General features: G+C 61.0%; 15 protein-coding genes. 11 read left to right on the top strand and 4 right to left on the bottom strand.

Going from position 1 to position 18,474, the window contains the following annotated elements; translation table 11 throughout:
* The first annotated feature begins 61 nt into the window (after positions 1-61).
* From eda to JYK05_RS10790, 7 genes are all read left to right on the top strand, one after another.
* Complete coding sequence (eda, locus tag JYK05_RS10825) at positions 62-694, top strand: bifunctional 4-hydroxy-2-oxoglutarate aldolase/2-dehydro-3-deoxy-phosphogluconate aldolase (RefSeq protein ID WP_175945030.1); 633 nt, start codon at positions 62-64, stop codon at positions 692-694.
* Between the two features lie 1,085 nt (positions 695-1,779).
* Positions 1,780-2,931, top strand: coding sequence for a DUF2827 domain-containing protein (locus tag JYK05_RS10820; protein WP_175945305.1), 1,152 nt, complete (start codon positions 1,780-1,782; stop codon positions 2,929-2,931).
* A complete protein-coding gene (locus tag JYK05_RS10815) occupies positions 2,928-4,079 on the top strand; it encodes a DUF2827 domain-containing protein (protein ID WP_206466993.1) in 1,152 nt (383 codons plus the stop codon). The genes JYK05_RS10820 and JYK05_RS10815 overlap by 4 nt, the downstream gene beginning before the upstream one ends.
* A gap of 46 nt (positions 4,080-4,125) precedes the next feature.
* Positions 4,126-5,253 carry a DUF2827 domain-containing protein gene (locus JYK05_RS10810; protein WP_206466991.1) on the top strand — a complete coding sequence of 376 codons (1,128 nt, stop codon included), beginning with the start codon at positions 4,126-4,128 and terminating at the stop codon, positions 5,251-5,253.
* Positions 5,254-5,941: 688 nt separating this feature from the next.
* Positions 5,942-7,216, top strand: a complete 1,275-nt coding sequence (locus JYK05_RS26640) for an ESPR-type extended signal peptide-containing protein (protein WP_371826382.1) — start codon at positions 5,942-5,944, stop codon at positions 7,214-7,216.
* Positions 7,174-8,538, top strand: a complete 1,365-nt coding sequence (locus JYK05_RS10795; protein WP_206466989.1) for a GntP family permease — start codon at positions 7,174-7,176, stop codon at positions 8,536-8,538. Before JYK05_RS26640 ends, JYK05_RS10795 begins: the two co-directional genes overlap by 43 nt.
* 10 nt (positions 8,539-8,548) lie before the next feature.
* The gene (locus JYK05_RS10790; protein ID WP_175945018.1) at positions 8,549-9,043 is read left to right on the top strand and encodes a gluconokinase; all 495 of its coding nucleotides are present in this window, start codon (positions 8,549-8,551) and stop codon (positions 9,041-9,043) included.
* A 68-nt stretch (positions 9,044-9,111) separates the two neighbouring features.
* Here JYK05_RS10790 and purB read toward each other — a convergent pair whose 3' ends face one another.
* The 3 genes from purB to JYK05_RS10775 form a co-directional block, all read right to left on the bottom strand.
* Positions 9,112-10,500 carry an adenylosuccinate lyase gene (gene purB / locus JYK05_RS10785; RefSeq protein WP_206466987.1) on the bottom strand — a complete coding sequence of 463 codons (1,389 nt, stop codon included), beginning with the start codon at positions 10,498-10,500 and terminating at the stop codon, positions 9,112-9,114.
* A gap of 88 nt (positions 10,501-10,588) precedes the next feature.
* Complete coding sequence (murU, locus tag JYK05_RS10780) at positions 10,589-11,290, bottom strand: N-acetylmuramate alpha-1-phosphate uridylyltransferase MurU (RefSeq protein ID WP_206466985.1); 702 nt, start codon at positions 11,288-11,290, stop codon at positions 10,589-10,591.
* Between the two features lie 14 nt (positions 11,291-11,304).
* Positions 11,305-12,330, bottom strand: coding sequence for an aminoglycoside phosphotransferase family protein (locus JYK05_RS10775; protein ID WP_206466984.1), 1,026 nt, complete (start codon positions 12,328-12,330; stop codon positions 11,305-11,307).
* Positions 12,331-12,576: 246 nt separating this feature from the next.
* Here JYK05_RS10775 and JYK05_RS10770 point away from each other — a divergent pair, with 246 nt between their 5' ends.
* The 4 genes from JYK05_RS10770 (at position 12,577) to rsmA (ending at position 18,224) form a co-directional block, all read left to right on the top strand.
* Positions 12,577-14,964 (top strand): LPS-assembly protein LptD, encoded by a 2,388-nt coding sequence (locus tag JYK05_RS10770; protein ID WP_206466980.1) that lies wholly within the window; start codon positions 12,577-12,579, stop codon positions 14,962-14,964.
* A 71-nt stretch (positions 14,965-15,035) separates the two neighbouring features.
* The gene (locus JYK05_RS10765) at positions 15,036-16,400 is read left to right on the top strand and encodes a peptidylprolyl isomerase (RefSeq protein WP_371826381.1); all 1,365 of its coding nucleotides are present in this window, start codon (positions 15,036-15,038) and stop codon (positions 16,398-16,400) included.
* Between the two features lie 5 nt (positions 16,401-16,405).
* Positions 16,406-17,395 carry a 4-hydroxythreonine-4-phosphate dehydrogenase PdxA gene (gene pdxA / locus JYK05_RS10760; protein WP_206466976.1) on the top strand — a complete coding sequence of 330 codons (990 nt, stop codon included), beginning with the start codon at positions 16,406-16,408 and terminating at the stop codon, positions 17,393-17,395.
* Positions 17,396-17,414: 19 nt separating this feature from the next.
* The gene (gene rsmA, locus JYK05_RS10755) at positions 17,415-18,224 is read left to right on the top strand and encodes a 16S rRNA (adenine(1518)-N(6)/adenine(1519)-N(6))-dimethyltransferase RsmA (RefSeq protein WP_175945003.1); all 810 of its coding nucleotides are present in this window, start codon (positions 17,415-17,417) and stop codon (positions 18,222-18,224) included.
* Between the two features lie 12 nt (positions 18,225-18,236).
* Here rsmA and JYK05_RS10750 read toward each other — a convergent pair whose 3' ends face one another.
* Positions 18,237-18,458: a hypothetical protein gene (locus JYK05_RS10750; RefSeq protein WP_175945001.1), complete on the bottom strand. Its 222-nt coding sequence runs from the start codon at positions 18,456-18,458 to the stop codon at positions 18,237-18,239.
* Positions 18,459-18,474: the final 16 nt, after the last annotated feature.

Genomic DNA, 18,474 nt, shown 5'->3' with positions numbered 1-18,474 from the left:
ACCTGACAGAAACCCGCGGTCCGACGACAGCGTCGCCGCACACAAGAAGGAGTCGCATCACATGAAGACGGTAAGCGAAATCGTGCGTCTGGGCCCGGTCATTCCGGTGCTCGCATTCGATTCGGTCGAGCAGGGCGAACACGTATCGCGGGCGCTGCATGCGGGCGGCGTGAAGGTGCTCGAAATCACGTTGCGCACGGCGGCGGGCATCGGGGCGATCGAACGTGCGAGTCAACTCGCGGAGGACATCGTCGTCGGCGTCGGCACGATCACGAAGCCGGAGCATTGCGAGCAGGCCAAGAAAGCGGGCGCGCAGTTTGGCGTGTCGCCGGGCTTGACCAAAGACATGCATAAGGCCGCGCAGGACGCCGGATTGCCGCTGCTGCCGGGCGTGATGACGCCGAGCGACATCATTACCGCGATGGAACTGGGCTATGAGATCGTGAAGTTCTTCCCCGCGCAGCAGGCGGGTGGTGTTCCGATGCTCCAGGCGTTTTATGGGCCGTTCCCGAATCTGAAGTTCTGCCCGACTGGGGGCATTACGGCGGAGACGGCGTCGCTGTTTCTCGCGCAGCCGAATGTGGTCTGTGTTGGGGGATCGTGGCTGACGCCGAAGGCTGCGCTTGCTGCGCAGAATTGGGAGGAAGTGACGCGATTAGCGCGTGCGGCGAGTGAGCTTGCGCCTCAAAAATAAGCCGATGGCGGCGCGACTTCGGCAATAGATTGCACGAGGTAAGGCCGCCCTGCCCGGAGGATTCAGCGGAACGCGCGCTGGTGCTTCGCGTTCCGGCGACGCATTCCGTGTCACATGCGGCCGCTGTGTACACCGGTGTCACTCAGTGCACCGGAATGAACACTCAGTCTACGGCAGGCCGCCGGCCTGCCAAGGCCCAATGAACCGGTTAGTGTACCGGGGCCTGCGAGATATCAATGGTCACATTGGTCGAGGAAGTCGCACTCGAACTTGCCTTGGTGGACCCGCCTGCCATTTGCGCTTGGGCCAGCACACTACGATCGATCTTAATCATAATAACCTCTTCGCTTTAGTCACAGAGTTTGTTTTGCATGCGCGAGAATATGTCGTCTCCATCAAGCGTTCGCTCGGTTCGCGTTTCTTGAGTGCCGATCATGAGCCGAACACTTCTCGATCGCAGCGAGCATGACAAAAGCAAAGCAATGCTTCTAGCCGACGTAGCTGTCGGTTAATCCCAATTGATTCGCTGACGTCATGCGCGTTGGCATACTAGCAGTTGCTTCGCATACAATTAACGCTGATTGTTCTTAAATCGAATAGAACTAGAATGATAATAATCAGCGATCTCGCTATCTAACTGCCGATACGCTTGGAGTAATCGCCTTACCTGCTTATTGGCGAGCATATCGGCGCGGTTGGAAGGCAGTTCGTGGATCACGTCCACCGCCGGTCGCCGGCAAACACACAACCGACTCGATCAGTCCATTGCAGCGCCCTGTCGTAGCCGGTAGTCTCCTTCCCGTCTATCTTGACTCGGCGCCTTGTCTCCTCGTTGCGAATTCTGAAACGTTAGGACGACTCTTATAAATATCCGGATTGCTGGGAAATCTAGAAAATCTTCTATATATTCAAGCGTAGGTTGGCTGTTCCATTCGCCCTGATCTAGCGCTTCTCCCGCTCCTGCTAAGGGCCGTCGGCGAATGTGTCGTGCTGCGGCGCACCCGGCGCTGCCAGTGAGCAAGCAAAGCATTGCGGCTTTATTTACGAATACGCAATCCGGCATTTCTGAGAAATCAACTGTGACTATTCGAATCGGAATTTCTGTCGTCACGCATCAAGGGCAGAACATTTGGCAAAACGGTCTCGGCCAGAATGTCGTCTTTCTGGCGGAGGCTTTGCAGCGGCTACCTTTCGTGGAAAGCGTTTCGCTGATCGATGTCGGTGATCAGAACGCGTTGCCTCCGCAAGTGAATGCATCGGCGAAGGGGATGCGCATCATGCGGATCCACGACGCCACAGATCAGGTCGACGTCATCTTCGAAATGGGCGGTGCGCTCGACACGCAGTGGCTCGACCTCATGCGCGCGCGTGGAAAGAAGGTCGTCTACTACTGTTGCGGCCAGCCGTATGTGGGGCTGGTGGAATCGCCGGTTTTCGACAAACCGGTGCACGTCATGCGTCCCGACCGTTATGACGAGATCTGGTTGATGTCCAAGGACCGTCTGTCCATTCCAATGATGCGCACGCTGCACCGGTGCGACGTTCATTTGGTGCCGTTCATATGGCATCCCCAGTTTCTCGAGCAGCGCATCGCAGAGATAAGCGAACACGGCTTCCATTATGGATATCAGCCGCGCCCGGACGGGGCGCTCGGCGATGCTTCTCAGCGGCAAGGCTTTCGCGTCTCCATCTTTGAGCCGAATATTTCCGTCGTTAAAACGTCCAGCATCCCGATGCTTGCCTGTGAAGAGGCATATCGGACCGATCCTTCAAGTGTTTCGCACATGCATGTGCTCAATACTTTGCATATGAAGGATCATCCGACGCTCGTGCAGATGGCTAATTCCCTGAATATCGTCAAGGACAGTAAAGCGACGTTCCACGGGCGCAACGATATTGCGGGATTTATGTCGCAGTTTTCGGATGCCGTTGTGTCCCATCAATGGGGCAACGACCAGAATTATCTTTATCTCGACGTGCTATACGGCGGCTATCCCCTCGTGCATAACTCGCCCTGGCTCGAGGCCGGCTATTACTACCCTGGCTTCGATTCACAGGAGGGAGGGCGGCAGCTCTTGCGCGCAGCGCGGGAGCACGATGCGTCGCTTGCGGACTATCGCGCTCGTGCGCAGCGTGTCATCGACTCAGTGAACCCCTTCAATCAAGCAAACCTGGACAGCTTTGCCGACCGGTTACTGAATTTGTTTCAAGGCAGCGAGGCGAAGCTCGGCGTATGAACAAGCAAACGAAATCCGGTATGCCCGAACGGCTCAATATCGGCGTATCCATTTTTATTCGCAAAGGCGAGCAGTCGCTTTGGGAAAACGGTATTTTCCAGAACTGTCTCTACCTCGTGATGCTGCTGAAACGCTCGCCGCGTGTGAAGGCCACTTATCTCGTGACGGGTGGAGGCGACGGCGGCCCGGAGGATGCGAAGCGTTTCCTGGTGGATGCGCCCGCGCCGCTGATCGACATGGAAACCGCGATGAACAAGCTCGATGTCATGATCGAGATGAGCGCGCAGCTCAACCGCGAATGGGCGATCAAGTTTCGGGAGAAGGGCGGCAAGATCATTACGATGCGCGTGGGTAACGATTACGTGATCGACATCGAGCGCATGGTGTTCAATCTTCAGCATGCCTTGCTAATCTCTGGCGCGCCATACGATGAAGTGTGGACGCTGCCTGAATATGAGAATAGTTGTGCGCCGTACTTCGAGACGCTCTTTCGCGCACCCGTGAAACTGATGCCGCATCTCTGGAGTCCGGTGGTACTCGACCGCGAAGTCGCGAGGTTACCGGCGGGGCAGAAGTTCGGCTATCAACCTGGTCGCCGCCGCTGGCGCATCGGCATTTTCGAGCCTAACGTCTGCATGGTGAAGACAAGCTTTATTCCCATGCTGTGCTGCGAAGCGGCGCATCGCGCTAATCCCGACATGATTGAGCGCATGTACGCGTACAACACTTTCAAGCTGAAGGAACATCCGGCGTTTGCGGGGTTTGCGCAAAGCCTCGATTTGGTCAAGCACGGACTGGGGTTCTTCGAAGGACGTTACCCGTTCGCGCAGATCGTGCCGGTGTCGGTCGATGCAGTGGTCAGTCACCAATGGGAGAACCCGCAGAACTACGTCTATTACGAGGCGTTGTATGGCGGTTATCCACTCATTCATAACTCGCATCTTATCGGGAACTGCGGGTACCGCTATCACGACTTCGACTGCGAAGAGGGCGGGTTGGCGTTGCGTCGCGCGTTCGGCATGCATGACGAAGACCTGACGAGTTACCGCGCAGCGGCGAAGGCGTTCCTGCATACGCTTGATCCCGAGAACGAGGACAACGTGCGTATTTACACGCAGGCAATAGAAGCGGTCTACGCAAGAGCGTGATCTTCGAATTAACTGAATTGGCAACGCGGCACTGGAGTACTGGGCGATGAAAAGGCTTCGTATCGGAATCACGATCGGCTTGCACCACGAGGCTGAGACCCTGTGGAACAACGGCATCAAGCAGAACGCTGTCTTTCTGGCGGAGGCGCTGAAGAATTGTGCGAATGTCGAAAACGTTGTGCTGGTCAATACGACGTCGGTTCCCATCACGGACAAACTGCCATGGGACTTGAACCGCTGGCCTACCGTCACCTTCGAAGGTGCCAAGGACAATATTGATGTGCTCATCGAACTGGGTGGGCAGATCGACCCCGGCGCCACCGAATACTTGAAACAGCGCGGCGCGCGGCTTGTTTCGTATTGCTGCGGATTCGAATACGTCCACGCGATGGAATCGATTCTCTTCAATAAGCCCAGCTTCGGCGACAACCTGTTCGTTAATCAGCGGTACGATGATATCTGGATGATCCCGCAGGTCGCCAATATCAGCCAACCCTATTTCGAAGTGATGCGCCGACAGTCCGCGCGGGTTGTTCCGTTCATCTGGAGCCCCGTTTTTCTGAATGCACGCACGGCGGAAATGCCCGCGTCGGGTGAGTATCGCCCGCACCAGGGTCCGCGGCGGCTGAGCGTGATGGAACCGAATATCAACGTCGTCAAGTTCTGCCTGTATCCAGCGATGATCGCAGAATTGGCCTATCGTGAGCGGCCTGATGCAATCGAGTTGCTGCAGGTGACCAATACACAGCACCTTGCAACCAATTGCCGGGAATTCATCTCGCTGATGAATCAGCTCGACATCGTCCGCCAGCACAAAGCAGTTTTCCTCGGGCGCTTCGATACTCCCACATTCCTGTCCGAAAGAACGGATATCGTCGTCTCTCATCAGTGGGAAAATCCGCTCAATTACTTTTATCTTGAAGTGTGCTGGCAAGGATATCCGCTGATCCATAACGCAACGTTATGCACCGATCTCGGTTACTACTATCACGCAAACGATGTCAAGGAAGGCGCCGCTCGCGTCATCCAGGCGATAGACGGGCATGATGAACGGTTCGCTCAGTACCGGGATGAACAGCGCAAAGCCATTACCCGTTTCTTGCCGGACGATGCGCAATTGGTGGCTGCTTACACTGGTTTGCTGAGTTCACTGATGGAAAGAATTCCGCGCTAATTCTTATCCGCATTTTCATGGTCGCTTTGCTGCCGGATTTCGGTGCCCAACACCGAACTCCGGCGGAGCTTATTATCGCCCGATGTTGCGTTTTGTTTCACGGCTTGATGCCGGCAAGATGACGCGATGCCCGCATTCGGCGTGCTTATCATCAAAACGAAGCGGCAAAAAGTTCGTCGACGCCGCCCGCCGCTGAGATGCTTAGCGCATCAATGAGCTTGCTCGCGCCATGCCGCCCAACGTCTTCCTCCAAGCACTTGGCCCCGCGCAAAAAGGCGGCATTTTGCTAGCGCGCTTCCTACCGACTGACTCACATCCAATACCCGTTCGCTCCCGTGCATGGTCATCATTGCTGATGCCGCGTCGGTAGTTCACGAATTCAAGCCATGGGGCGCGCATCGCCTTTTGAGATAGGCACCTGGGTACTTCCTCGAATCGTTTCCGCGTGAGCGCGCTGAACGCATATAAACAGCCCCACACTACGCATACGTTCAGCGCATTTTCGCTTAAAAATAAGAAATCTCCGATCCCCGTCATTCGTCCAGACCGTCGTCCATAGAGCTTCTTCGATTTTCGGATATGTCCGCTTCATCGTGAGGCGCGGCGTGAATATCCTCTCACGTGGTCAGAAGTGTTTTTCTTTGAGTTTTGTAAAAGAAGCTCGTTTTTTCGTGGGTCGATTCGGTTTATGAATAAGTCATACCGCAGTATCTGGAATGAGAAGGTAGGAACGTTCGTCGCCGTCGCCGAGACGACGATGGCGCGGGGTAAGAAAAGTCCGGGGGCGGTGGTCGGCCCCGACAATGCTGAGACAGCGTGTGATGACGGTTCCGGCGAGTTCTCGTCCGGCTTGCTGCATGCGGCAGCGGGTATCGGTGCGTCCATCGCGCTGTTGTTCGGGGGCAGTTCGACGGCATGGGCCGTGCCAGCAATCGTAAGTTGCGTAAACGGTTCCGGGAGCGGCGTCACAAACACTGGCCTCGCCACGGGTATGAGCGGTTCCTCTTGCGGTAACAACGCGTTTTCCGGTCTCGCTAACTATACCGGCGTCGTGCTGCAGGACGACAACGCCAATCCCACTGCCATGATCGGGGTCGGCAGCAACGCGGTCGTCTTCAACGCGGCAAGCAAGATCCAGATGAATCAGTATCTGGACATGACGGGCCACTCTGTCATTAACGTAGCAGCTGGTAGCATCACCAGTGTCAGCACCGATGCGATCAATGGTTCGCAGCTTTTCTCCTTCTCGAATTCGCTCTCGACGGCGGTGAGCTCGGTCTCGCTCTCACTGTCCACGAACGTAAGTTCCATGTCGACGGGCATCAGTTCGATATCCGTGGCCTGGAGCTCGTCCTCGGCGAGTCTCTCCACCAGCATGAGCTCGATCTCGAGTGGCTGGTCCGCTGCGTCCTCGAGCCTCTCGTCGAGCATGGCTTCGGTTTCGACTGGCTGGAACAACGCTTCATTGAGCCTGTCGACGAGCGTTTCCTCGATGTCGACCTCGGTGTCGTCGATGTCCACGGCAGTGAATTCGTTGTCCACAGGCGTTAGCACGACGACCAGTCGGGTTAGCAGCCTGTCGACCAGCTTGAGTTCGTTGTCGGTTTCCGCTTCAACGGGTATCAGCAGTCTTTCGACTTCGGCGTCCACCGGACTCTCGTCGCTTTCGACTAGTCTCAGCGGCGTGACGAGCAGCGTCCAGAGTCTCTCGACTGGCCTCAGCACCCCCGAGCGTCGGTTTTTTGCTTTTGGGAGCGAACGTTGCGTCGGCTGCCGTTTACCGACGCATTCCCCGCTTACCAGTAGAATTCGGTTCGTCCGCGCCGTACGCGCGCTTGCCGGACATTGCCTGACGAAGCAGGGCAGCGACGGCAAACGCACGGACAGCGCAAATAATCTCAACAAAATCAAGGAGGCGTTATGCCAGCCGTCCACGGGAGCATGTTGCTGCTCTACGCGGTGATCGCGATCGCGGTTCTGATCCTGATGATCGCCCGCTACAAGGTCTATCCGTTCCTCGTGCTCATGATCGTGTCGGTGTTGCTGGCCCTCGCGGTCGGCATGCCGATGGACAAAATCGTCAAGTCGTTCGAAACCGGCAACGGCAACACACTCGGCCATATTGCGGTCGTGGTCGGTCTAGGGACCATGCTCGGCAAGATGATGGCCGAATCCGGCGGCGCTGAGCGAATCGCGAATACGCTCATCAATCTGTTCGGCGAGAAGAACATTCATTGGGCGATGATGGTCGTCGCGATCATCGTCGGTTTGCCGGTGTTCTTCGAAGTCGGTTTCGTGCTGCTGATTCCGATTGCGTTCAACGTCGCAAGGCGCACCGGCAAGTCGCTGCTGCTGATCGGTCTGCCGATGGTCGCCGGTCTTTCTGTCGTGCACGGTCTGATTCCGCCGCACCCGGCCGCGCTGCTCGCCGTGCAGGCGTACCACGCGGATATCGGCAAGACGATCGCTTACGGTCTGATCGTCGGCGTGCCGACGGCGATCGTCGCCGGTCCGCTTTTCGCGCTGATGATTCACAAGTACGTCAAGCTGCCGGATGCCAACGCGCTCGCCGATCAGTTCACGCAAAAGCATGGCGACACCGAGAAGAAGCGTGATTTGCCGAGCTTCGGCATCACGCTGTTCACTATCTTGCTGCCGGTCATTCTGATGCTGGTCGGAAGCTGGGCGGACCTGATCTTCGCGCCGAAGACCTTGCCGAACAATTTGCTGCGCTTCATCGGCCAGTCGGACATGGCGCTCTTGATTGCCGTGCTGGTCAGCTTCTGGACTTTTGGCGCGAAGCAGGGCTTCAATCGCGAGCAGATTCAGAAGTTCTGCGGCGAGTGTCTTGCTCCGATCGCGGGCATTACGCTGATCGTGGGGGCGGGCGGCGGTTTCGGCCAGGTTCTGCGCGATAGCGGCATCTCGCAGCAGATCGTCTCGACGGCGTCGTCGGCAAACCTGTCGCCGCTGTTGCTCGGCTGGTTCGTCGCCGCGCTCATTCGTCTGGCGACGGGTTCGGCTACGGTCGCGATGACGACCGCGTGCGGCATTGTCGCGCCGGTCGCCGCCGCGGCGGGCGGGCACGTCAGCCCGGAACTGCTGGTGCTGGCCACGGGCTCGGGCTCGCTCATCTTCTCGCATGTGAACGATGGCGGCTTCTGGCTGATCAAAGAGTATTTCGGGATGACGGTCGGACAGACGTTCAAGACCTGGTCGTTGCTCGAAACCATCATTTCCCTGATGGGACTCGGTTTGACCCTCGCACTCGCGACGGTCGTGTAAGGAGTTTTAGATGATTCTCATCGCGATGGGCGTGTCGGGCGCCGGTAAGACCCGAATCGGCGAATTGCTGGCGGAGCGCCTGCACTGTCCGTTCACGGATGGCGACGCTTTTCACAGCGCCGCCAACAAGGAAAAGATGCACCACGGCATTCCTCTGACCGACGAGGACCGCTGGCCCTGGCTCAAGACCATACGTGCGGCCATCGAAGAGAAGCAGCGGGCGGGCGAAACGGCGGTGTTCACGTGTTCGTCGCTCAAGCGCTCGTACCGCGACATCTTGCGCGACGGCGACAAGGACGTGTGTTTCGTCTATTTGCACGGCACCTTCGAGACGCTGCAGGAGCGCCTGCAAACGCGCACCGGGCATTTCTTCGATCCGTCGCTGCTGACGAGCCAGCTCAACACGCTCGAAGAACCGGGTGAGGACGAGGCGATTATCGAGAGCATCGAGAAGACGCCTGAGCAGATCGTCGATGACGTGATCGAGAAGCTCAAAACGCGCTGATCGTGCCGTAAAGAAAAAGCCCCGCGCTCGCGAGAGCGTGGGGCTTCTTTTATTGCGCAGCGGCCGCGTTACGCGATGCGCTTCGCCAGTTCCGCCGCCTTGCCGATATACGACGCCGGCGTCATGTCGAGCAGCAGTTGCTTCGCGTCGGCCGGAATCGCGAGACCGCCGATGAACGCTTGCAGCGCCTCGCGCGTGATGCCTTTGCCGCGCGTTAGTTCCTTCAGTTGCTCGTACGGATTTTCGATGCCGTAACGGCGCATCACGGTCTGCACCGGCTCCGCGAGCACTTCCCAGCAGTTGTCGAGGTCTTCGTTCAGGCGCGCGGCGTTCACTTCGAGCTTGTCGAGGCCGCGGATCAGCGCGTCATACGCGAGCAGCGAATAGCCGAACGCGACGCCGATGTTGCGCAGCACGGTCGAATCGGTGAGATCGCGCTGCCAGCGCGAAATCGGCAGCTTATCGGCGAGATGGCGCAGCGTCGCGTTCGCGAGACCGAGATTGCCTTCCGAGTTCTCGAAGTCGATCGGATTGACCTTGTGCGGCATCGTCGACGAACCGATTTCGCCCGCCTTCGTGCGCTGCTTGAAGTAGCCGAGCGAGATGTAGCCCCAGACGTCACGGTCGAGGTCCAGCAGGATCGTGTTCGCGCGCGCGACGGCGTCGAACAGTTCGGCCATGTAATCGTGCGGTTCGATCTGGATCGTGTACGGATTGAACGTCAGCTTCAGCCGGTTCTCGACGACATCCTTTGAAAACGCTTCCCAGTCGAACTCCGGATACGCCGACAGATGCGCGTTGTAGTTGCCGACCGCGCCGTTCATCTTGCCGAGCAGCGGCACATGCGCGATACGCTCGATCGCACGCGACAGGCGCGCCGCGACGTTGGCGATTTCCTTGCCGAGCGTCGTCGGGCTGGCGGGCTGGCCGTGCGTGCGCGAGAGCATCGGCTGTTCGGCGTGCGTGTGCGCGAGCTTGACGAGGCGCTCATGCACCGAACGCAGCGCAGGCAGGATCACGTGTTCGCGAGCGCCCGCGAGCATGAGCCCATGCGACGTGTTGTTGATGTCTTCCGACGTGCAAGCGAAATGGATGAACTCGCTTGCGCGCTCCAGTTCCGGCTGGCCTTTGACGGACTCCTTGAGCCAGTACTCGACCGCCTTCACGTCATGATTCGTGACGCGTTCGATATCCTTGATGCGCGCCGCATTGTGCGCGGTGAAGCGGCTGACGAGGCCCAGCAGGAACTGCTCTGCGGCTTCGGAAAAGCGCGGCACTTCGGCGAAACCCGCACGCGACAGCGCGATCAACCAGTGAATCTCGACCGTGACGCGATGACGCATGAAAGCCGCTTCGGAAAGCCAGTCGCGCAGGGCTTCGGTTTTGGCGGCGTAGCGGCCGTCGAGCGGCGAGAGCGCGGTGAGCGCAAAGAGGGTATCGGGGCGGGTATCGGACATGGTGACGTGTCGGCAGCGGCGTGCGGCTGGAGGGAAAAGACGGAAGAACCGCGCATTTTACCATCGGATGCGTCCCATTCCGGGACACTCAGCGGGCGCGAAGCTCCTCGTCCAGCGACTGAAGCTGCTCCGGCGTGCCGATGTTCTCCCAGCGGCCTTCGTACAGTTCGCCGGTCGCGCGTCCCTGCGCGATGGTTTCGCGATAGTAGGGCGTCAGCGCGCGACGCGTGCCGGGCGTGAGATCGAGGAACATGCGCGTGTCGTAGAGACCGATGTTGCCGAACGTGTAGCGCGGCGAGCCATCGAGCGCGAGCTTGCCGTCGATCAGCGCGAAATCGCCGTTCGGATGAAACGGCGGATTCGGCGTCATCACGAGATGCAGGCCCGGCTGTTCGCTGCGCCGGAGTTCGTCGGCGCGGTCTCGCAGCGTGACGTAGTCGAAATCGCAGAACACGTCGCCGCTCACCGCGATAAACACGCCTTTGCCGATCAACGGCAGCGCCTTCGCGATGCCGCCCGCCGTTTCCAACGCCTCGCCCTCGGGCGAGAAGCGCAACTCGACGCCCCAACGCGATCCGTCGCCGAGCGCCGCTTCGATCTGCGCGCCGAGCCACGCGTGATTGATGACGATGGTCTCGACGCCCGCCGCCGCGAGCCGCTCGATCTGCCAGACGATGAGCGGCTTGCCGCCCGCTTCCAGCAGCGGCTTCGGGCAAGTATCGGTGAGCGGGCGCATGCGCTCGCCGCGGCCGGCGGCGAAGATCATCGCCGTCTTCAGGTGTTGGGTCATGCGGGAATCGGGAATCAGAACGTATAGCCGACTTCGACGGCGCGGCCTTCGAGCGAATCGAGCAGGCGCGCGAACGGCCAGAGCGGCGCATAACGCTCCGCGACCTTACGCGCATAGCCGATGAAACGCGGCAAATCCGCCAGATAATGCGACTTGCCATCGCGATAATGAATGCGCGCGAAAAGCCCGAGCACCTTGATGTGCCGTTGCAGCCCCATCCATTCGAGTTGACGGTAGAACTCGCCGAAATCCAGATCGACGTCGAGTCCCGCCTTCTTCGCGCGCTCCCAGTAATACGCGATGCAATCGAGCTGGAACTCTTCGTCCCAACTGATGAACGCGTCGCGCATGAGCGAGGCCATGTCGTACGTGATCGGCCCGTACACCGCGTCCTGAAAATCCAGCACGCCGGGGTTCGGCTCGCTCACCATCAGATTGCGCGGCATGAAATCGCGCAGCATGAAGGTCTGCGGCTGCGCGAGCGCGCTTTGCGCGAGCAGTGTGAACGTGTCGTCGAGCGTCTTGCGTTCGTCCGCCGTCACTTCGCGGCCCAGATGGCGGCCGATGAACCACTCCGGCATCAGTTCCATCTCGCGGCGCAAGAACGCTTCGTCGAACGGCGGCAGCACGCCCTCGCGCGCTGTCTTCTGGAAGCGGATCAGGCTGTCGATGGCCGCGCGCATCAAGGGCCGCGCGTTCTTCTCGTCGAGCACGGACATATACGTGGTCGTGCCGAGATCGGTGACGAGCATGAAGCCGGCGTCGAAATCCGTTTGCAGGATCTTCGGCACATGCACGTTCGCCGCCTCTAGCAGACCCGCGACCTGCACGAACTCGCGGCACTTTTCCGGCGGCGGAGCGTCGACGGCGATCAGCGTCTTGCCGTGCGCCGAATCGCAGTCGAGACGGAAATAGCGGCGAAAGCTGGCGTCGGAGGAGGCGGGCGCGAGGCTGTCGAGATTCAGCCGATACGTTTCGGCGAAAGTCTGGAGCCAGGAACGGAGTTGCTCGAAGCGGGTGTCGGCGGGATTGTGCGTCATAAATTCGAGAGGCAAAACATCTTGCCATATAATACCCCACGACTTTTTTAAGCGATCCTTGAGCTATCTGTTCGCGCCTGGCGCCAGGCGCCGACGACCGTGCCGCGTCATCGTTCGATCGAGTGTCGTCCCTGCCTAGCCACGGACCGTCGAATTCACTCCGGCAATGACGCGGGCGAACCGCGGCCGCTCACTTGGCGGCATCGAGCGCGTCCGACGCGAACGGGATCGAACCGCCACCCATACATGCCGCCACGACAGTTTCCCGCATCGAAGATTCAAGGCGACGCACAGCCACGCCGGCGGCGGCTCGTCGCCGCGCTGCTTTCCGTGCCGGGCCTGATGCCCGCTCTCGCGCATGCGCAGCTCGCCGGTCCGGCCGCCGACGCGCAGCCGATCGACGGTCCCGGCAGCCTGCGTCTCGCGCCGCAGTTGCAGGAACGGCCGCTCAAAAGCGGTCAGCAGCCCACGACCTTCCTGCTCGGCGACAAGGCCACCGGCACGTCCGACGAGGACATGGCGGCGAAAGGCTCGGCCGAAGTGCGCCGCACCGTCACGGTCATCAAGGCCGACGCGCTGCATTACGACCAGGACACGGACATGGCCGATGCTTTCGGCCATGTCAGGCTCATCAACAACGGCGTGTCGTTCGTCGGCCCCGAAGCGCATCTGAAAGTGGATTCGAACGAAGGGTTCATGACGAACCCCAAGTACCACTTCAATCTGACGGGCGGCTCGGGCAGCGCGGAGCGCATCGATCTGATCGACAACGAGCGCGCGCGCGTCGATCACGGCACCTACACCGCGTGCCAGTGCGACAATCCGGCGTGGTACATCAAGGGCTCGTCGTTCGATTTCGATACCGGCTCGGAAGAAGGCATCGCGCATAACGGCGTGCTGTTCTTCCAGGGCGTGCCCGTGTTCGCGAGCCCGTGGCTCTCGTTCCCGCTGACGGGCGACCGCCGCAGCGGCCTTCTGCCGCCGACGTTCTCGCTCAGTTCGACGACGGGCTTCGAAGCCACGATCCCGTACTACTTCAACATCGCGCCGAACCGCGATCTGACCGTCACGCCGCGCATCATGTCGCGGCGCGGCGTGCTCGGCGAAGCGAACTATCGCTATCTCTCGCCGACGTACTCGGGCTCGCTCACGGTCGACTATCTGCCGAACGACCGCGAAACGCACACGAACCGTTATGCGATCTTCTGGCAGCATCGGCAGAACTTCGGCGGCGGCTTTGGCGGCTACGTCAATTACAACAAGGTTTCGGACGATCAGTATCCAGAAGACCTGGGCAACGCGTCGAATCAGTTCCTGAACGGCACGCAGTTGCTGTATCAGCAGGAAGCCGGACTCACGTACAACAACGGGCCGTGGTCCGTGCTCGCCCGCGAGCAACGCTGGCAGACGCTGCAGCCGTCGATTCCGCCGTACGCGCGCGAGCCGCAGTTGAACGTGCAGTACAACAAGTACAACGTCGGCGGCTTCGATTACGGCGCGGAAGCGGACTTCACGCGCTTCACGATAACGCAGGAAGGCGCGACCGACGGTCAGCGCATGTATTTGAACCCGTACGTGAGCTACGGGATCAACGCGCCGGGCTATTTCTTCACGCCGAAGGTTCAGTGGCACTTCGCGTCCTACGACCTGAGCCACATCGCGACCGGCCCGATTCCGGGCCAGCCGCTGACGCCGGCCGGGCAGCCGAAGAACTTCACCGAGTCGATTCCCACGGTCAGTCTCGATACCGGCCTCGTGTTCGACCGTTCCGTGCGGCTCTTCGGGCAGGACTACATTCAGACGCTCGAACCGCGGCTCTATTACGTCTACACGCCGTATCGCAACCAGAATTTCGCGCCGATCTTCGATACCGCCGAAGCCGACTTCGGGCTCGCGGAAATCTACACGCCGAACACGTTCGTCGGAAACGACCGCATCGCGGATGCGAACCGCCTGACGGCCGGGCTGACCACGCGCTTCATCAACCCGGCGACGGGCGACGAGCGCGCGCGTTTCGTGATCGCGCAGCAATACTATTTCACGAGCCAGCGCGTCACGATCAGCCAGGACCAGCCGATCAACGAGGCCAAGCACTCGGACCTGATCGCCGGCGCGGCCATCAAGCTGGGCGCTGGTTTCGCTTCGGAAACTGCGTTCCAATATAATGTCGACAATAACCAGCTCGTGCGCACGAGCGTCGGCTTCGCGTTCAGTCCGGCGGACCGAAAGGTCATCAACGTCGGCTACCGGTACACGCGCTCGAACCAGACCACGCTCGTCAACGAGCCGATCAACCAGTTGCTGGTGTCCGGCGAATGGCCGCTCACGAACCGTCTCTATGCCGTCGCGCGTGTCAATTATGATCTTGCCGGCCACCGGCTCGTCGACGGCCTCGTGGGCTTCCAGTACGATGCCGACTGCTGGGCGCTCGGCTTCGGCGCGCAGCGTTACGCCAACGGCGTGAACACGAGCGGCCAGCCTTCGTCGGGTACGCGCGTGCTTGCGCAGATCACGTTCAAGGGCTTGTCGAAGGTCGACAACGGTCTCGTCAGCGCGTTCCGCGCGAGCGTTCAGGGCTATCAGCCGCCGCCGCCGTCCGCTCCGCCGCTCGCCCGCTTCAGCGACTACGAGTGACAAGACGTACCACAACGCCAAAGAAGCGCACAGCGCACGAATGGGTCAAGTCAGGATTTGATGGAGTATCTGTGGCAAACATGAAACTGTTTCGATCGACGGCGATTGCCGCGGGCGCGCTGACAGCGGCGCTGATGGTGAGTTCGCCGGCCGGTGCGCAGGCATTGTCGAACCCGAATGTGCAGGTGGCGGATTCCGTCGTCGCGGTGGTGAACGACGGCGTCATCACGCAGCGCGAGCTGGAAGAGCGCACGAGCCTCATCGTGCAGCGGCTCAAGCAGCAGAACGCGCCTGTGCCGCCCATCGAACAGATGCGCCGGCAGGTGCTCGACCAGATGGTGCTCGAACGCATCCAGCTGCAGAAGGCGAAAGAAGACGGCATCGTGATCGACGACGCCACCGTCAATCGCACGCTGCAACGCCTCGCGCAGCAGAACCAAATGACGCTCGACGTCTATCGCTCGCGCATCGAGGCGCAAGGCGTGCCGTGGGCGACGTTCATGCGCGACGCGCGCACCGAACTCACGCTCTCGAAGCTGCGCGAGAAGGAAGTCGACAGCAAGATCACCGTGTCGGACGGCGAAGTGGCGAACTACATCGCCAGCCAGCGCGGGCCGGGCGCGCGTAACGCGAGCGACCTGCATCTGCAGCACATCATGTTCAAGCTCGCGTCGAACGCGCCGGATTCGGAAGTCGCGGCCGTGCAGGCGAAGGCCGACGCCGTGCTCAAGCAGGCGCAGGCCGGCGAGGATTTCGCGAAGCTCGCCAAGCAGAACTCGCAGGACACCGACGCCAGCAAGGGTGGCGACCTCGGCTTTCGCGCGCCGGGCACGCTGCCGGCGGGTATCGTCTCGGCGGTGTCGGGGCTGCGTCCGGGCCAGGTCGTGCCGACGCTCCTGCGCACCGACGGCGGCTTCGAGATCGTGAAGCTGGTGGAACGTCGCGCGAGCGAGGGCACCGCGGCCGATGCGCCGAAGCTCGTGCAGACGCATGTGCGCCACATTCTGCTGCGCGTGTCGGACGGCATGTCGGAAGCGAGCGCGCGCCAGAAGCTGCTCGATATCAAGCAGCAAGTGGCCGCGGGCGGCGACTTCGCCAACTTCGCGCGCACGTACTCGCAGGACGGCTCGGCCTCGCAGGGCGGCGATCTCGGCTGGATCAGCCCCGGCGAAACCGTGCCCGAATTCGAGCGCGCCATGAACAACCTGCAGGACGGCGCGGTGAGCGACCCGGTGCGCAGCGAATACGGCTATCACCTGATTCAGGTGCTCGGCCGCCGCGACGCGGAAGGGACCGCCACGCAACAGCTCGATATCGCGCGTCAGGCAATCGGCCAGCGCAAGGCCGAGCAGGCGTACTCCGACTGGCTGCGCGAACTGCGCGACACGGCGTACGTGCAGTACAAGGGCATCGCTGCGCAAGAGGCGCAGCAGTAAGCCGCATGAGCACCGCCGCGCATCCGGACAGGCCGCTTACCGTCGCGATTACGACCGGCGAACCGGCTGGCGTCGGTCCGGAACTGACGGCTGCGGCGCTCGCTCAGGCGCACGCGCGCTGGCCGTCGGTGCGCTTTGTCGTGCTCGGCGACCGCGCGTTGCTTGAAGCGCGTTCGGGCGCTGCCTGGCCTACGAACGGCGACCTCATCGAGATCGAACATCACGCGCTCGCGGCGCCCGCCGAAGCCGGCAAGCTCGATGCGGCAAACGGGCGCTACGTGCTCGATCTTCTCGATGCCGCCATCGACGGCGCGGTGGCGGGCCGTTTCGATGCCATCGTCACCGCGCCGCTGCAAAAGAGCACGATCAACGATGCCGGCGTGCCCTTCACCGGCCACACCGAATATCTCGCGGAGCGCACGCACACGCCGCGCGTCGTGATGATGCTCGCGGGCAGTGGCGAACGCCCGTTGCGCGTCGCGCTCGCGACCACGCATTTGCCACTGAAGGACGTATCGGCTGCGCTCACCATCGACGGTATCGTGGAGACGTTGCGCATCATCGATCATGATCTGCGCGCGCATTTCGGGCTCCCCGCGCCGCGCATTCTCGTGACGGGCCTGAATCCGCACGCGGGCGAAAACGGCTATCTGGGTCGCGAGGAAATCGATGTGATTGCGCCCGCGCTCGAACGCGCCCGCGCGCTCGGCATCGACGCGCCCGGTCCGTATCCCGCCGACACGCTGTTCCAGCCGCGCTATCTGAAAGACGCCGACTGCGTGCTCGCCATGTTCCACGATCAGGGCCTGCCCGTACTGAAGTACGCGACCTTCGGCGAAGGCATCAACGTGACGCTTGGCCTGCCGATCATCCGCACCTCCGTCGATCACGGCACCGCGCTCGATCTCGCGGGCACGGGCCGCGCGGACCCCGGCAGCATGATCGCCGCCATCGACGCCGCCGTGACCATGGCGCGCCACAAACGCAGCGCCTGAGCGCATTCAACGAAAACGTATGTCCACACGACACCAGGGCCATCTGGCGCGCAAACGCTTCGGCCAGAACTTTCTCGTCGATCAGGGCGTGATCGATTCCATCGTCGACGCCATCGGGCCGCAGCGCGGCGAGCGCATGGTCGAAATCGGGCCGGGGCTCGCGGCGCTCACCGAGCCGTTGATCGAGCGCCTCGCCACGCCCGAGTCGCCGCTGCACGCCGTTGAACTGGACCGCGACCTGATCGGGCGGCTGGAGAAGCGCTTCGGCGAGCGGCTCGTCGTGCATTCGGCGGACGCGCTCGAATTCGATTTCGGCACGCTGGCGCTCGCGGGCGACAAGCCGTCGCTGCGCATCGTCGGCAATCTGCCGTACAACATTTCGAGTCCGCTGCTGTTCCATCTGACGACGTTCGCGCCGAAGGTCATCGACCAGCACTTCATGCTTCAGGACGAAGTGGTCGAGCGCATGATCGCCGAGCCGGCGAGCAAGGAATACGGGCGTTTGTCGGTGATGCTGCAATACCGCTACGTGATGGACAAGCTGATCGACGTGCCGCCCGAATCGTTCCAGCCGCCGCCGAAGGTCAACTCCGCGATCGTGCGCATGATTCCGTTCGCGGCGCATGAATTGCCGGCCGTCAACGAAACCGTGTTGAGCGATGTCGTCAAGGCCGCGTTCGCGCAGCGTCGCAAGGTCTTGCGCAACAATCTCGCGGCGTATCGCGACAAGGTCGATTTCGATGCGCTCGGTTTCGATCTCGCGCGTCGCGCCGAAGAAGTGCCGGTGGCGGAGTTCGTCGCGCTGGCGCAGGCTCTCGAGCGCAGTTGATTCGTCGGTTCGTCATTGGCATGTGGCCTCGCATGCGTCGGTGGCGAGCAGTTTCATCAATCGGTCGAGCCGCATGCGCTGATCGCGCTGCAAGCCGCGCGTCGCGCTGACCTGCTGCACGCGCTTGCGCCAGTAAGTCTGGCCGAATAGCGAATTCGCGCCTTCAGCCGACAAGACGCGCTCCAGATGCACGATCGCGGCGTCGACGTTATGAGCGGTGTAGGGACTGGTCATCGGGTTACCTCGCTGC

The sequence above is a fragment of the Caballeronia sp. M1242 genome (assembly GCF_017220215.1).
GTDB lineage: Bacteria > Pseudomonadota > Gammaproteobacteria > Burkholderiales > Burkholderiaceae > Caballeronia.
The sequence above is the reverse complement of the archived record's forward strand: the minus strand, read 5'-3'. Positions and strand labels throughout refer to the sequence as shown.

What these genes read in the sequence shown, in the direction of transcription:
- JYK05_RS10815 (WP_206466993.1), top strand. Translation starts at nt 2,928, where the DNA reads ATGAACAAGCAAACGAAATCCGGTATGCCCGAACGGCTCAATATCGGC.
- JYK05_RS26640 (WP_371826382.1), top strand. Translation starts at nt 5,942, where the DNA reads ATGAATAAGTCATACCGCAGTATCTGGAATGAGAAGGTAGGAACGTTC.
- JYK05_RS10750 (WP_175945001.1), bottom strand. Translation starts at nt 18,458, where the DNA reads ATGACCAGTCCCTACACCGCTCATAACGTCGACGCCGCGATCGTGCAT.
- purB (WP_206466987.1), bottom strand. Translation starts at nt 10,500, where the DNA reads ATGTCCGATACCCGCCCCGATACCCTCTTTGCGCTCACCGCGCTCTCG.
- JYK05_RS10790 (WP_175945018.1), top strand. Translation starts at nt 8,549, where the DNA reads ATGATTCTCATCGCGATGGGCGTGTCGGGCGCCGGTAAGACCCGAATC.
- JYK05_RS10795 (WP_206466989.1), top strand. Translation starts at nt 7,174, where the DNA reads ATGCCAGCCGTCCACGGGAGCATGTTGCTGCTCTACGCGGTGATCGCG.
- rsmA (WP_175945003.1), top strand. Translation starts at nt 17,415, where the DNA reads ATGTCCACACGACACCAGGGCCATCTGGCGCGCAAACGCTTCGGCCAG.
- pdxA (WP_206466976.1), top strand. Translation starts at nt 16,406, where the DNA reads ATGAGCACCGCCGCGCATCCGGACAGGCCGCTTACCGTCGCGATTACG.
- JYK05_RS10810 (WP_206466991.1), top strand. Translation starts at nt 4,126, where the DNA reads ATGAAAAGGCTTCGTATCGGAATCACGATCGGCTTGCACCACGAGGCT.
- murU (WP_206466985.1), bottom strand. Translation starts at nt 11,290, where the DNA reads ATGACCCAACACCTGAAGACGGCGATGATCTTCGCCGCCGGCCGCGGC.
- JYK05_RS10775 (WP_206466984.1), bottom strand. Translation starts at nt 12,330, where the DNA reads ATGACGCACAATCCCGCCGACACCCGCTTCGAGCAACTCCGTTCCTGG.
- JYK05_RS10770 (WP_206466980.1), top strand. Translation starts at nt 12,577, where the DNA reads ATGCCGCCACGACAGTTTCCCGCATCGAAGATTCAAGGCGACGCACAG.
- eda (WP_175945030.1), top strand. Translation starts at nt 62, where the DNA reads ATGAAGACGGTAAGCGAAATCGTGCGTCTGGGCCCGGTCATTCCGGTG.